Origin of the sequence: Sphingomonas sp. Root720, from assembly GCF_001428605.1 — a bacterium.
Taxonomy (GTDB): domain Bacteria; phylum Pseudomonadota; class Alphaproteobacteria; order Sphingomonadales; family Sphingomonadaceae; genus Rhizorhabdus.
Genome location: NZ_LMID01000011.1, coordinates 359,249 through 372,917 on the forward strand (window position 1 = coordinate 359,249; position 13,669 = coordinate 372,917).

A 13,669-nucleotide genomic window follows, 5' to 3' on the forward strand; every position below is an offset into this window, starting at 1 on the left:
CCCGGCTGGCCCTGGAGCGCTTCGCAAGCCGTCAGGGCAGCAACAGGCTCGAATCGCCATAGCTGTAGAAGCGATAGCCCTCGGCGATCGCATGCGCATAGGCGGCCTGCATCCGCTCGCGTCCCATCAGCGCGCCGACCAGCATGAACAGCGTCGACTTGGGCAGGTGGAAATTGGTCATCAGACCGTCCACGCCACGGAAGCGGTAGCCGGGGGTGATGAAGATCGCGGTGTCGCCGTCGAAGGGGCGGATCACGCGGTCTTCGCCGGTCGCGCTCTCGAGCAGGCGGAGGCTGGTGGTCCCGACCGCGATCACCCTGCCGCCCGCCGCGCGCACTGCGTTGAGACGGTCCGCGGTCGTGGCATCGATCCGGCCCCATTCGGCATGCATCCGGTGATCGTCGGTGTCGTCGGCCTTGACCGGCAGGAAGGTGCCCGCGCCGACATGGAGGGTCAGCGTCTCGCCGGCGATGCCGGCGGCGGCGAGCGCCTCCATCAGGCGCGGGGTGAAGTGGAGCGCGGCAGTGGGCGCCGCGACCGCGCCCTTCTCGCGCGCGAACATGGTCTGGTAGTCGTCGCGGTCGCGCTCGTCGGTCGGTCGCTTGCCGGCGATATAGGGCGGGAGCGGCATGGTGCCGGCGCGTTCGAGCAGCAGCTCGACAGGCTCGTCGCCCTCGAAGTCGAGCAGGATCGAGCCGTCCTCGCCCCGATCGGCGGCGATCGCCGAGACGCCTGCGCCGAAATCGATCCGGTCGCCGGTCCTTACCCGCTTGGCGTTGCGGACGAAGGCACGCCACCGCCGGAGGCCTTCGCGCTTGTGGAGCGTCGCCCCGATCCGCGCCTCGCCGCGGCGGCCTTCCAGCTGCGCGGGGATCACCCGCGTGTCGTTGAACACCAGGCAGTCGCCGGCGCGGAGCAGGTCCGGCAGGTCGGAAACATGATGGTCGGCCAGCCCTTCGGCGCCCGCGACCAACAGCATCCGCGCGCTGTCGCGCGGGCTGACGGGCCGGAGGGCGATGTTCTCGGGCGGAAGATCGAAATCGAAAAGGTCGACGCGCATCGGGTCGCGGCCGTTATTGCGGCTGGGAAACCGCCTCTTCGCTCGCCACTTCGCGGACGGCGTTTTCGGTCGGCTGATCGCCGGCCACCGCCTGGACGGCCGCGTCGGTTCCCTGGGGGGCTTCGGGCGTGGCGCCTGGCGTCGCCGCCGCCTCGCCGCCGCTCACGGCATCGGCCGGATTGGCGAGGTCGGGCTTGGCTTCCTCCTTGCGGCGCTTCTTCTCTTCCTTGGCGGCCCTGTCGGCAGCTTTCTTTTCGGCCTTTTCGGATTTTTCCCGGGCCTTCCTCTCCTGCTTGGTCTCGGCAACGGGCGCGGCCGCAGCGGGTGCGGCCGGCGGCACGAACGCAGCCGGCGGCTGGCCCTGGTCGTCGGACTCTATCGAGGCGTGGACGATCTTCGAGGGGTTGGCAGGCGGCTCGCCCTTCTCGATCGCATCGACATATTCCATGCCCGAGATGACCCGCCCGATCGGGGTGTAATTATTATCGAGCGTCAGGTTCGGCTGCAGCATGATGAAGAACTGGCTGTTCGCCGAATTGGGATCCTGCGCGCGCGCCATCGCCATGACGCCGCGGACATGCGGCATGTCGTTGAACTCGGCCTTCAGGTCGGGCAGGTCGGAACCGCCCTCACCCGTGCCCTTGGGATCGCCGCCCTGGGCCATGAAGCCCTCGATCACGCGGTGGAAGATCAGGCCGTCATAGAAATGGCGGCGCACCAGGACCTTGATCCGCTCGACCGAATTGGGCGCCTTGTCGGGGCGCAGCTGCACCTTCACCCGACCGCCGGTCGACAGGTCGAGGTTGAGGATGTTCTGCGCGTCCGGGGCGGGCGTGGCCGGCGGCGGGGCGGACTGGGCGAGCGCCGCACCGGCCATGAACAGGCCCGCAAATGCCGCAACAACGAACTTCGATCGCATCAGATCACTTCTCCTGCCGCACTCAACGTCGGCGTGGTCTCGTTAAGCATGTCCGGCTTGCCGTCGGCTGAACCGCCGGCACCGTGCCTCAGCTTCCCTTCTTACCGATCTTTTCGACGCGCGCGACGACTTCCTGCACCACTTTCTCGGGCACGAAGCGGTCGATCGCACCGCCGTACAGCGCGATTTCCTTCACGAGCCGCGAGGCGATCGGCTGCAACGCGACATCGGCCATCAGGAAGACGGTCTCGACCCGATTGTTCAGCTGCTGGTTCATCCCCGCCATCTGATACTCATATTCGAAGTCGGCGACCGCGCGCAGGCCGCGCACGATGATCGAGGCGCCCATCCTCTCGGCGAAGTCCATCAGCAGCGAGTCGAAGGCGACAATCTCGATCTTGTCGCCCAGGTCGGCGGTTTCGCGCCGCACCATCGCCAGCCGCTCGTCGAGCGTGAACATCGGCGACTTGGACGGATTGGTGGTGACGCCGACGACCAGCCGGTCGACCAGCTTCGCGCCGCGCCGGATGATGTCCATATGGCCCAGCGTGACCGGATCGAAAGTGCCGGGATAGACGCCCGTCCGCATAGATGCTCCCCCTGTCTGGCGTTCAGCGATCGCGATCGACCGCATAGACCGCGATGTCGCGTAGCAGATCGGCCTCGCGCCCGAAATTGCCAAGATGATCGATCGCCTGCTGCGACAGCAGCCGCGCCTGCGCGCGCGCCCGCTCGATTCCGAGCAGGCCCACGAAGGTCGCCTTGCCGGCCGCGTCGTCCTTGCCCGCCGCCTTGCCCATCGCCGCCGGGTCGCCTTCGGCGTCGAGCAGGTCGTCGGCGATCTGGAAGGCCAGCCCCAGGTCGTGGGCATAGGCGCGCAGCCGGGTCCGCCCGTCGGGCGCCACCCGGCCGAGGATCGCCCCCGCCTCGATCGCGAAGGCGATCAGCGCCCCGGTCTTGAGCTGCTGGAGCCGGGAGACCGCGTCGAAGCCATATTCGCCGCCGGCTTCGGCCGCCATGTCCATCGCCTGTCCGCCGACCATGCCCGCCGGGCCCGCCGCGACGGCGAGTGCGGCGACCAGCTCGCTGCGGACGAAGGGATCGGGATGGGTCGCCTCGGACGCCGCGATCTCGAAGGCCAGCGCCTGGAACGCATCGCCCGCCAGGATCGCGGTCGCCTCGTCATAGGCGCGGTGCACGGTCGGGCGACCGCGGCGCAGGTCGTCGTCGTCCATCGCCGGCAGGTCGTCGTGGATCAGGCTGTAGACATGGATGGCCTCGATCGCGAGACCCGCGCGCAACGCGCATTCGGGATCGATCGCGAACAGCCGGGCCGATGCGCAGACCAGCAGCGGCCGGAGCCGCTTGCCGCCCCCGATCGCGGCGTGGCGCATCGCATCGTAAAGGCGCCTGCGGCTGTCGTCGGGCGGGGTCAGCAGCGCATCGAAACGACTGTCGATCTCCTGCGCGATGTGCGCGAGTTCGGAGGTCAGAAGCGCAGACATGGGATCAGCCCGCGGTAAAGGGCTCGGTCCCCCGCGGCGTACCATCGGCGCCCAGGCTGATCTTTTCGATCCGGGCCTGCGCGGCCTTCAACCGCTCCTCGCACTGGCGCTTAAGCGCATCGCCCTTCGCATAGAGCGAGATCGACTCGTCGAGGGGCACGTCGCCCGATTCGAGTTGGCGGACGATCGCCTCGAGCTGCTTCAGGGCTTCCTCGAAACTGAGGTCGGCAAGGGCGGCGCTGTCGGTCATGGCAAGGCTTTTGGGCTCGGGCGGCGGCAGGGTCAAGGACGGGATGAGGTTGTTTGTCGGCCAAGCGGCCGGCCTGTCCCCTTCATCCGTCCTGCCAGCGCAGGCTGGCATCTCAGGAGATGGAGGACGAGGTCATCGCCAGAGCCGCCCGATATGCCAGCCTGCGCTGGCATGACGGAAACACGAGGGCTCTTACGCCTTCTTGAACGGGTCGTGGAAGGTCGCGCCGCCATAGGTCGACTCTTCGACATGGACCGTATCGGCGCTGCGGACCGCGGCTTCGCGTTCGGCGCGGAGCTGTTCGATCAGCGCCTCGCGGTCGCCTTCGAGACGGGTATCGGTCGGCGCCTCGATGCCGGCGGCCTTCGCGGCCTTGGCGACGACGGCGTCGAGTTCGCGCTGCGAGGACAGGCCCAGCGTCACCGGGTCCTTGGGAACGATGTTGGCGATGTTCCAGTGGGTCCGGTCGCGGATCGCAGCGATCGTGGTGCGGGTCGTGCCGATCAGCTTGGAGATCTGGCCGTCCGACACTTCAGGATGGTTGCGGATGATCCAGGCAATGCCGTCGGGCTTGTCCTGGCGCTTCGACACCGGCGTGTAGCGCGGGCCCTTGGTGCGGCGGAGCTGGTCGGGGCCCTTCTGCATGACGAGCCGGTAGTTCGCGTCCTTCTGGCCCTTCTCGATCTCGGCCATGGTGAGCTCGCCCGCACGGACGGGATCGCGCCCGGTCAGCTTGGTCGCGGCCATGTCGTCGGCGATCGCCTGGATCTCGAGGATGTGGAGCCCGCAGAACTCGGCGATCTGCTGAAAGCTGAGCGCGGTGTTGTCGACCAGCCACGAAGCGGTGGCGTGGGGCATGAGCGGCTGGGCCATAGCGGTCCTCCAAAATAAAAGGGCCGCCCCGTCACGGAGCGGCCGAAGCATGTGGCACGATGTAATGAAGCCCACGCCTCAGCACAAGAATTGATCGCATCCCCTCTCCGGCATGCCGAACGGGGGATTCCTCATGCCGCCAGCCGCCCCCTGCCCTCGCCCTGCGGTACGAGCGCGCCGAGGAACTGCTCGGCGCTCCTGCGCCAGCCGAAGGTGGCGCCATAGGCGGCGGACGTCGCCCGGTCGCAGGCCGCCGCCCGCTCGATCGCCGTCGCCAGATCGTCATCCATCGCCCCGCAGGTCGGATCGAGGATGTCGATCGGCCCCGTCACCGGATAGGCCGCGACCGGGGTGCCGCATGCCAGCGCCTCGATCATCACCAGTCCGAAGGTATCGGTGCGGCTGGGAAAGACGAAGACGTCGGCGCCGGCATAGGCCGCGGCAAGCTCCTCGCCGTGGAGCGCGCCGAGGAAACGGACGTCCGGGCAACTGCGCGACAGGCCGGCCCGGGCCGGGCCGTCGCCAACCACCACCTTCGTGCCGGGCGTGTCGCAGGCCAGGAAGGCGGCGATGTTCTTCTCTACCGCGACCCGGCCGACATAGAGCTGGATCGGCCGGGGCAGGCCCGCGAAGGCCGGGTGCGGCGAACGATCGGGATGGAACAGCGCCAGGTCGACGCCCCTGCCCCAGCGCCGCACCGGCCCGACGCCACGCGTCTCGAGGATCGCCTCGACCGAGGGCGTCGACGCCAGCACTACCGCCGACGGGGCGTGGAACCAGCGGATATAGCGCCAGAACCAGTCGGCGGGCATGCGGGTGCGCTCGGCGACATAATCGGGGAATTGGGTGTGATAGGCGGTGGTGAAGGCGAGCCGCCGGCCAATGCAGTGGCGGCGCGCGGCCAGGCCGATCGGCCCCTCGGTGGCGATATGGATCGCCTCCGCCCCGAACTCGGCGAGACGACGGCCTACCCCGGCATGGGTGGTCAGCGCCAGTCGGATCTCGGGATAGCTGGGACAGGGAACGGTTCGGAACTGGTCGGGCGCGATCACGCAGACCTCATGTCCCATCGCACCCAGTTCGGCGGTCACCGCCTGAAGGGTGCGGACGACGCCGTTGACCTGGGGTGTCCAGGCATCGGTCGCGATCGCGATCCGCATGTCAGGCCGCCATCGCGGTGGCGGTCTGGCGGCGGGCGGCGATCTCGTCGGCCCAGTGGAGCACCTCCATCCTGCCGTCGAAATGCTCGACCAGCGCGGTGCAGCCTTCGACCCAGTCGCCGTCGTTATAATAGACGATCTCGCCGAACTGGCGAATCTCGGCGGTGTGGATGTGGCCGCACACGACGCCGTCCACGCCGCGCTCGCCGGCATCGTGCGCGACCGCTTCCTCGAAGCGCGAGATGAACTCGACCGCGTTCTTGACCTTGTGCTTGGCGTGCTTCGACAGCGACCAATAGGGCAGGTCGAACCACTGGCGGACCGTGTTGATCACCACGTTCATCCGCATCAACAGCTCATAGGCGGCATCGCCGGCGAAGGCGAGCCAGCGGTGGCACATGACGACCGTGTCGAACTCATCGCCATGGGTGACCATCAGCCGGCGGCCGTCGGCCGTCTCGTGGATCGCGTTGCGGCGGATCTCGATGCCGCCGAAGGTCAGCCCGGCGAACTGGCGGAACATCTCGTCATGGTTGCCGGGAATGAAGACGACGCGGGTGCCGCGCTTGGCGCGCTTCATCACGCGCCAGACGATGTCGTTGTGCGCCGACGGCCAGTACCAGCTGCGCTTCAGCCGCCAGCCGTCGATGATGTCGCCGACCAGGTACATCGTCTCGCTGTCGGTCGAATCGAGGAAGTCGATCAGCATGGCGGCGTTGCAGCCGCGCGTGCCCAAATGGATGTCGGACACCCAGATGGTGCGATAGCGGCGGCGTTCGCGGCGGGCTTCCGGGAAGGCGGGACCGCTGGCCTGCGCCGCGGCGATACGGGTGATGGCGTTCATCGCTCGTCTCCTGTGGGGATGACGTGCGCAGCCTATGATTCATCTTTGTTACAGCCGCCTCGACGATAGCTTACGGCTTTGTGACAACGACTTGACCGATTTCGCCCGAACGAACGAAAGGCCCTGCGATCGCAGGTCGATAAGCGGGCTTTATGATAGATCCCGTCAACTTTGTTTCCGCGCGGTTTCCGAAAGGTTATGCGCGCGGCAGCGCTCATCGGGAGAGTGATCGATGCAAATCTATGGCGATTCGATTTCCGGCAACTGCCTCAAGGTCAAATGGACGGCCGATCTGCTGGGGATTCGCTATGACTGGATCGAAACCAGCGTGCTCGACGGGTCGACCCGGACGGACGCCTATCTGGCGATGAACCCGGCCGGCCAGGTGCCGCTGGTCCGCTACGAGGACGGCCGCACCCTCGCCCAGTCGAACGCCATCATCCTGAGCCTCGCCGAAGGATCGGCGCTGATCCCCGTCGACGGCTACCAGCGGGCGAAGATGCTCGAATGGCTGTTCTGGGAACAATATAGCCACGAACCTTATGTCGCGGTCGCCCGCTTTCAGGTCCGGTATCTCGGCAAGGCGGTGGCCGACCTCGACCCCAGGATCGTCGAACGCGGCAAGGGCGCGTTGAAGCTGCTCGACGGGCAACTGACGGGCCGGGCCTTCCTGGTCGGCGACGCCCCCACCCTCGCCGACATCGCGCTGGTCGCCTATACGCGGGTCGCGCATGAGGGCGGGTTCGACCTGAGCGACTATCCGGCGGTGAAGGCCTGGGTCGCGCGGGTCGAAGCGGGCCTGGGGATCGGGCTCACCCGCTAGCCCTGCCCCATTTCGCCGTCATCCCGGCATTCGCCGGAATGACGGGAAAAGTTCAGGCGTCGGCCAGTTCCCGCGCAGGATGCGCCTCGAGCCAGGTGAGCACCTTGTCGGGGGCGCTTTCGCCATAGGGGTCCTCGTCGGCCCCATCGTCGTTGATGCCGGGCTCCTCGAACCAGCCGACGACCTTGCCGTCGTCGACCACCATCGCATAGCGCCAGGACCGGTCGCCGAAGCCGAGATGATCCTTGTTGATCAGCATGCCCATCCGCCGGGTGAAGTCGCCCGAACCGTCGGGCAGCATCTTCGTCTTGGTGATGCCGAGCTGCTTGGCCCACTGGTACATGACGAAGGAGTCGTTGACCGACAGGCAATAGACCTCGTCGGCCCCCTTGGCCCGGAGGTCGTCATAGCTGCGTTCATAGGCCGGGCACTGCTCGGTCGAGCACGTCGGGGTGAAGGCCCCCGGCAGCGCGAACACGACGACGCGCCGGCCCTTGAACAGTTCACCGGTCGACAGGTCCTGCCAGCGGAAGGGGTTGGGCCCGCCCACGCTTTCATCGCGCACTCGGGTCTTCAGCGTAACGTTGGGAACGGTGCGTCCGATCATCGATCGTCCTTTCTCTGAATGGGTTGGCCGCCTTCTGCCGAAACAGGACTGATCGATCCAATCAGAAAGAACGTTCTCAGTTATCGAAAACGTCGAATAGCGATCTAGCGGATCGGTCCTTCGGCTCGCCCCTGAACGAACTGATCCACATAAGGGTTTCCGCTGTCGTACAGACGATCGCGCGGACCGCGCCAGACGATCTTGCCCTGGTAGAGCATGGCGACCCGGTGCGCGATCTTGCGGGCCGACGCCATGTCGTGGGTGATCGTCAGGGCAGTGACGCCCAGTTCCTCGACCAGCTCGACGATCAGGTCGTTGATCACGTCGGCGCGGATCGGGTCGAGGCCGGTGGTCGGCTCGTCGAAGAAGATGATTTCCGGGCGGGGGGCGATCGCGCGGGCGAGCGCCACCCGCTTCTGCATGCCGCCCGACAGCTCGCTCGGCCGCAGGTCGAGAACCTTGGCGTCGAGACCGACGCGTTCGAGATTCTCGGTCGCGATCTTGCGCATCCTGGTCGCGTCGAGGAGCCGGCCCTGGGTCAGCGCGAAGGTAACGTTGCGCCAGATCGGCAGCGAATCGAACAGCGCCGAACCCTGGAACAGCATGCCGAACTTCGCGCGCGCGGTTTCGAGCTCGCGCGAGGACATCGACGTCAGGTTCTGCCCGTCGACGAGAATCTCGCCGCGGTCGGGCCGGATCAGTCCGAGAATGCTCTTGAGCATGACCGACTTGCCGCTGCCCGACTGGCCGATGATCACCATCGATTCGCCGCGTTCGACCTCGAGGTTGACGCCGTCGAGCACGCGATTGGCGCCGAACGCCTTGGCGACGTCCCGGAGGACGATCTTGCAGTCGTCCGCCATCAGCCGAACGCCATCAGGGTGATGATCATGTTCGACAACAGGATCAGGATGAAGGCCGAGACCACCGCATCGGTGGTGGCGCGGCCGACGCCGGCGGCGCCGCCCTGGGCACGGAAGCCGTGATAGCAGCCCATCAGCGCAATGAAGAAGCCGAAGAAAGCGGACTTGACCAGCGCCATCTGCAGGTCGGTCGCGGTGAGGAACTGGCGGGTCGTCTCGAGATAGCCGATCGGGTTGAAGCCGAGCTTGTAGACCGCCACGAAATAACCGCCGAAGATGCCGATCGCGTTGGCGGCCAGCACCATCAGCGGGATGGCGATGAGTGCCGCGAACAGGCGAGGCGCGATCAGGTAGCGATAGGGATCGGTGCGCAGGGTGGTCAGCGCATCCAGCTGCTCGGTCACGCGCATCGTCCCCAGTTCGGCGGCCATCGCCGAGGAGACGCGACCCGCGACCATCAAGCCGACCAGCACCGGCCCCAGTTCGCGGACGATGCCGAGCACGACGATCGCCGGCACGGTCGAGGTCGCGTTGAAGCGCGATCCCGCGGTGAAGGTCTGCTGCGCCAGCGCCGCGCCCGAGAAGATCGCGGTCATGCCCACGACGGGCAGCGAGAACCAGCCGATCTGCATCAGCTGCTCGAACAGCCGCGCCGGATAATAAGGCGGGCGGGCGGCGCGCGAGATCGTCGTCACGGCGAAGACGGTGACCCGGCCGATCGCGGCGAGCGCCGCGATGAAAAGCCGGCCGATCGAGGCGAAAAATCCGATAAGGGGCTGCAAGATAGCGGACATCCTACTCTTTCCACCGCCGCTGATAGCGACTGCCCAGCCCAGTCAGCAACTCATATTGCGAAAGCCCCGTCCGAGCGGCGGCGCTTTCGAGCGCATAATCGATCTCCAGCCAGTCGCTTTCGCCGACCTCCGCAGTGCCGATGTCGACGGCAATCAGGTCCATCGACACGCGCCCGAGGAGCGGACAGCGCCGTTCGCCCGCCAGCGCTGCGCCATGACCGGCGAAAACACGAAGATAGCCATCGGCATAGCCTAGATTGAGGATCGCCACGCGCATCGGACGATCCGCGATGAAGGTTGCCCCATAGCCGATAGTGTCGCCGACGGGCACGTCGCGGATCTGGAGGATCTGCGCCTCGACCCGGACGACGCGGGCGATGTGCCCCTCCGCCTCGGGACGGGGGATGCCGCCATAAAGGCCGAGGCCGGGACGGATCAGGTCGAAGCCGTAATCGGGCCCAAGACAGGCCCCCGCCGAATTGGCGAGGCTGTAGCGCTTTGCCGCCACACGCCCGCGCAGCTCGACGAAGCGGGCGCGCTGGCGCTCGCTCATCGGGCTGTCGGGTTCGTCGGCGCAGGCGAGATGGCTGAGCAGCAGGTCGATCTCCAGCCCGTCGAGCAGGCCCGAACAGGCATCGGCGATGCTCAGGCCGAGCCGGTTCATGCCGGTGTCGACCATCACGTCGCAGGGGCGGCCGGGCGCCGCCGCCTTCCAGCGCGCCACCATCGCCGGGCTGTTGAGCACCGGCCGGGCGCGCGACGCGAGCGCGGTCGCGAGGTCCTCCTCGCGGATGCCGTGCAGCACCGACAGGCCGGCGCCGAAGGGCAGCGATCCCAGCGCGTCGGACTCGGCCCAGGTGGCGACGAAGAAGTCGCGGCATCCCGCATCGGCCAGCCGCCGCGACACCTCGACCGCGCCGAGGCCATAGGCGTCGGCCTTGATCGCAGCCCCGGCCGGCGCCGCCGCGCGCGCGCCGAGCCAGCGCCAGTTGGCCACGAGGGCCTCGGGATCGAGATCGAGGCGGAGGGGAAGAACGTCGGGCGTCACGCCAAGCGCGATAGCCGCCCCGGCCGCGCTATTCCAGTTCTTTGCCCGCCGTCTCGGGCAACCAGATCAGGGCGACCAGGAAAGCCAGACCGGCGACGACGAAAGTGTACCAGAAACCGGCGAACGGATCGCCGGTCCTGACGACGATATACTGGCTGATGAAGGGCAGGAAACCGCCAAAATAGCCGGTGCCGATGTGATAGGGCACCGACAGCGAGGTATAGCGCACCCGCGCCGGGAACAGCTCGACCATCACCGCCGCCGAGGGGCCATAGGTCATGCCCGAAAAGAAGCCGAGCGCCAGCAGGCAGAGGAATATCTTCACCGAATCGCCGAAGGACGGGGTGACCTTGGCGAGGTCATAGCCGGCTGCGGCGAGCCCGGCCTCGAGGCGGTCGGCGTCGCTCGCGTCGACGGGCCTGCCGCCGATCGTCACGACGGGCACCGCGCCGGGCGCGCCGTCGACCTTGGTGTAGGCGACACCCTTCCTGGACAGCGCATCGAGAATCGTGCCGCAGGCGGTTTCCTGCTTCGCGGCGAAGGGATCGTAGCGACAGTCGTTGCCCGACACGACGACCGGCGCCCGTTCCATCGCGGCGGCAAGGCCCGGATTGGCGGCGTCCGCGATCCAGTGGAACAGCGGGAACAGGAAGACCAGGCTCAGGACATAGCCGCTCAGGATCAGCTTGCGGCGCCCGATCCGGTCCGACAGCCAGCCGAAGAAGATGAAGCCGAACACCGCGCCGAAGGCCGCCGCCCCGACGAGCGCGCGCGCGACGGTGTCCTCGACCCGCAGGCTGCTCTGCAGAAAATAGAGCGACTGGAACTGGCCGACATACCAGATCACCGTCAGCCCGGCCGACAGGCCGAACAGCGCGAGCAGTATCCGCCGGATCTTGGGCCAGCTGTCGAAGCTTTCCCGCAGCGGGTTGGTCGCGACGTCCCCCCTGTCCTTCATCGCCTTGAAGACCGGGCTTTCCTTCAGCTTGAGCCGGACCCACAGCGAGACGCCGAGCAGCACCAGCGAAAACAGGAAGGGGATGCGCCAGCCCCAGGCAGCGAAGGCTTGCTCGTCGACCAGATGGTTCGAAACCAGCACCACCGACAGGCTGAGCATCAACCCCGCGCTGACCCCCGACTGGATGAAGCTGGTGTAGAAGCCGCGACGGCCGCGCGGTGCATGCTCGGCCACATAGATAGCGGCACCACCATATTCGCCGCCCAGCGCCAGTCCCTGCAGCACCCGGCACAGGACGAGCAGGATCGGCGCGGCGATGCCGATCGTCTCGTAGGTCGGCAGCAGCCCGACCGCCGCAGTGGCCACGCCCATCAGGGTGATCGTCACAAGGAAGGTATATTTGCGTCCCAGCCGGTCGCCGAGCACCCCGAACAGGATCGCGCCGAGCGGCCGCATGCCGAAACCGACCCCGAAGCTACCGAGGAAGATCAGGAAGCTGACGGCGGGATTTTCGGACGGGAAGAAATGGCCGGCGACGATGTTTGCGAGCGTGCCGTAGATGAAGAAGTCATACCATTCGAAGGCGGTACCCAGGGTCGATGCGAAGATGACCAGCCGGTCGCGCCGCGCATCGATCATCCCGTCCGTCGCCATCGTCCCCCCACTCCGAATGCCATTGCGACACTCGACCTATGGCAGAGCGGGCGGGCGGACAAGGGCCGAGGGGGCTGGAAATCAGTCGCCGTCCATCTTCAATATCTCATAGGTGCCAACCGTCAGCTGGACGTCATAGGTCTTGCCGTCGAGCTTGCGCGCATCGTCGACCTTCCACTTCGGCCCGTCGGGGTCGAGCTCGATGCGGTTCCAGCTCTTGAAGCCCTGGGCGGTCAGTTTGATGGCGATGGCGGCCGCCTCCGACTGGGTCGGGCCGCGATCGGCGGCGGCAGGCGCGGCGGCGGCGAGCAGCAGCGAAGCCGCCACTACGGATGACAGACGCAACATGATCCTCTCTCCTTCGGAGGGATCAACCGCCTTGCCCGCGCCCCGGTTCCGATCGGCGCCGGGCGACGTCCATCAGCGGATGGCGCGCATTGACCAGCTCGACCAGATGGGCGCTGTTCACATGGGTGTAGATCTGCGTGGTGCCGATATCGGCATGGCCGAGCATCGTCTGCAGCGCGCGCAGGTCGGCGCCGCCCTCGAGCAGATGCGTGGCGAAGGCGTGGCGCAGCACGTGCGGGCTGATCCGCTGCGGCGGTATGCCCGCCCCGGCGGCGAGCTCGCGGACCAGCTGGAACAGGCGCACGCGGCTGAGATGGCTGCGCCCCGACGGAAACAGCCAGGGCTGGTCGGCGGGGACATGCTGGCCCCAGTCGGCGACCGACATGCGCGCCCGGTCGGAGATCGGCACCAGCCGCTCGCGCCCACCCTTGCCACGCAGGATCAGGAAGGGCCGGTCGCCGCGCAGCGCATGGCGCGGCAGCGAGACGAGCTCGGTCGCGCGCAGGCCCGACCCGTAGAGAAGCTCGACCAGCGCGATCAGCCGGAGGGTCAGCGGATCGGCATGACGGTCGCGTCGGCGATCCTCCAGCGTGTCGAACAGGCGCTCGATGTCACCATGCGACAGGACACGCGGCAAGGCCCGCTGCACCGTGGGTCGCGGCAGCGCGTCGGAGGGATCGTCGCGCCGAAGGCCTTCCTCCTCGAGGAAGGCGAAGAAGCGCCGCAGGACCGACGACTTGCGGGCGACGCTGGTGCGGCTGAGCGCCATCCATTCGGCCCCGAGCTTCTGCAGCCCCACCTTGTCGGCATCGACCAGCGCGCCGTCGAGCACGTCGGACGCGCCGCGCAGGTCGGATCCATAGGCGAGCAGCGTGTTCTTCGCCGCGCCGCCCTCGGCCGCGAGCATCTCCAGGAACTGGGAGATGGCCTCGGAATCCTTCACCTGCCCACCTTCCGTTCGTG

The 13,669-nt window shown here is 67.4% G+C and carries 15 protein-coding genes and 1 pseudogene; 1 reads left to right on the forward strand and 15 read right to left on the reverse strand.

Annotated features, from left to right (window positions below; translation table 11 throughout):
- Window positions 1-31 precede the first annotated feature (31 nt).
- The 8 genes and pseudogenes from queA to ASE22_RS12520 all read right to left on the reverse strand — a co-directional run bounded on the left by queA (window position 32) and on the right by ASE22_RS12520 (window position 6,611).
- Window positions 32-1,060, reverse strand: coding sequence for a tRNA preQ1(34) S-adenosylmethionine ribosyltransferase-isomerase QueA (gene queA, locus ASE22_RS12485; protein ID WP_056359638.1), 1,029 nt, complete (start codon window positions 1,058-1,060; stop codon window positions 32-34).
- 367 nt (window positions 1,061-1,427) lie between these two features.
- Window positions 1,428-1,937 (reverse strand): annotated as a pseudogene (locus tag ASE22_RS27595) (peptidylprolyl isomerase); the annotation flags it as partial.
- 130 nt (window positions 1,938-2,067) lie between these two features.
- Window positions 2,068-2,568, reverse strand: coding sequence for a pantetheine-phosphate adenylyltransferase (coaD, locus tag ASE22_RS12495; protein ID WP_056359647.1), 501 nt, complete (start codon window positions 2,566-2,568; stop codon window positions 2,068-2,070).
- A 22-nt stretch (window positions 2,569-2,590) separates the two neighbouring features.
- Window positions 2,591-3,484: a polyprenyl synthetase family protein gene (locus ASE22_RS12500; protein WP_056359656.1), complete on the reverse strand. Its 894-nt coding sequence runs from the start codon at window positions 3,482-3,484 to the stop codon at window positions 2,591-2,593.
- 4 nt (window positions 3,485-3,488) lie between these two features.
- Window positions 3,489-3,734, reverse strand: coding sequence for an exodeoxyribonuclease VII small subunit (locus ASE22_RS12505; RefSeq protein WP_056361170.1), 246 nt, complete (start codon window positions 3,732-3,734; stop codon window positions 3,489-3,491).
- A gap of 192 nt (window positions 3,735-3,926) precedes the next feature.
- Complete coding sequence (locus ASE22_RS12510; RefSeq protein ID WP_056359659.1) at window positions 3,927-4,607, reverse strand: DUF1013 domain-containing protein; 681 nt, start codon at window positions 4,605-4,607, stop codon at window positions 3,927-3,929.
- A 131-nt stretch (window positions 4,608-4,738) separates the two neighbouring features.
- Window positions 4,739-5,767 carry a glycosyltransferase family 4 protein gene (locus ASE22_RS12515; protein ID WP_056359662.1) on the reverse strand — a complete coding sequence of 343 codons (1,029 nt, stop codon included), beginning with the start codon at window positions 5,765-5,767 and terminating at the stop codon, window positions 4,739-4,741.
- A 1-nt stretch (window position 5,768) separates the two neighbouring features.
- A complete protein-coding gene (locus ASE22_RS12520) occupies window positions 5,769-6,611 on the reverse strand; it encodes a UDP-2,3-diacylglucosamine diphosphatase (RefSeq protein WP_056359665.1) in 843 nt (280 codons plus the stop codon).
- Window positions 6,612-6,843: 232 nt separating this feature from the next.
- On the opposite strand from ASE22_RS12520, the gene ASE22_RS12525 reads away from it, so the two are divergent.
- Window positions 6,844-7,434: a glutathione S-transferase family protein gene (locus ASE22_RS12525; RefSeq protein ID WP_056359667.1), complete on the forward strand. Its 591-nt coding sequence runs from the start codon at window positions 6,844-6,846 to the stop codon at window positions 7,432-7,434.
- A gap of 52 nt (window positions 7,435-7,486) precedes the next feature.
- Here ASE22_RS12525 and ASE22_RS12530 read toward each other — a convergent pair whose 3' ends face one another.
- From ASE22_RS12530 to ASE22_RS12560, 7 genes are all read right to left on the reverse strand, one after another.
- Entirely contained in the window at window positions 7,487-8,041 is a 555-nt protein-coding gene (locus ASE22_RS12530) for a peroxiredoxin (protein ID WP_056359670.1), read from the reverse strand.
- Window positions 8,042-8,145: 104 nt separating this feature from the next.
- A complete protein-coding gene (locus tag ASE22_RS12535) occupies window positions 8,146-8,904 on the reverse strand; it encodes an ABC transporter ATP-binding protein (protein ID WP_056359675.1) in 759 nt (252 codons plus the stop codon).
- Complete coding sequence (locus tag ASE22_RS12540; protein ID WP_056359677.1) at window positions 8,904-9,698, reverse strand: MlaE family ABC transporter permease; 795 nt, start codon at window positions 9,696-9,698, stop codon at window positions 8,904-8,906. Before ASE22_RS12540 ends, ASE22_RS12535 begins: the two co-directional genes overlap by 1 nt.
- Before the next feature lies 1 nt (window position 9,699).
- On the reverse strand, window positions 9,700-10,746 hold the full coding sequence (gene alr / locus ASE22_RS12545; protein ID WP_056359679.1) for an alanine racemase: 1,047 nt from the start codon (window positions 10,744-10,746) through the stop codon (window positions 9,700-9,702).
- Between the two features lie 28 nt (window positions 10,747-10,774).
- Window positions 10,775-12,358 (reverse strand): MFS transporter, encoded by a 1,584-nt coding sequence (locus ASE22_RS12550; protein ID WP_056359682.1) that lies wholly within the window; start codon window positions 12,356-12,358, stop codon window positions 10,775-10,777.
- A gap of 81 nt (window positions 12,359-12,439) precedes the next feature.
- Window positions 12,440-12,706 (reverse strand): PepSY domain-containing protein, encoded by a 267-nt coding sequence (locus tag ASE22_RS12555; RefSeq protein ID WP_082545630.1) that lies wholly within the window; start codon window positions 12,704-12,706, stop codon window positions 12,440-12,442.
- Between the two features lie 22 nt (window positions 12,707-12,728).
- Window positions 12,729-13,649 carry a tyrosine-type recombinase/integrase gene (locus ASE22_RS12560; RefSeq protein ID WP_082545631.1) on the reverse strand — a complete coding sequence of 307 codons (921 nt, stop codon included), beginning with the start codon at window positions 13,647-13,649 and terminating at the stop codon, window positions 12,729-12,731.
- Window positions 13,650-13,669: the final 20 nt, after the last annotated feature.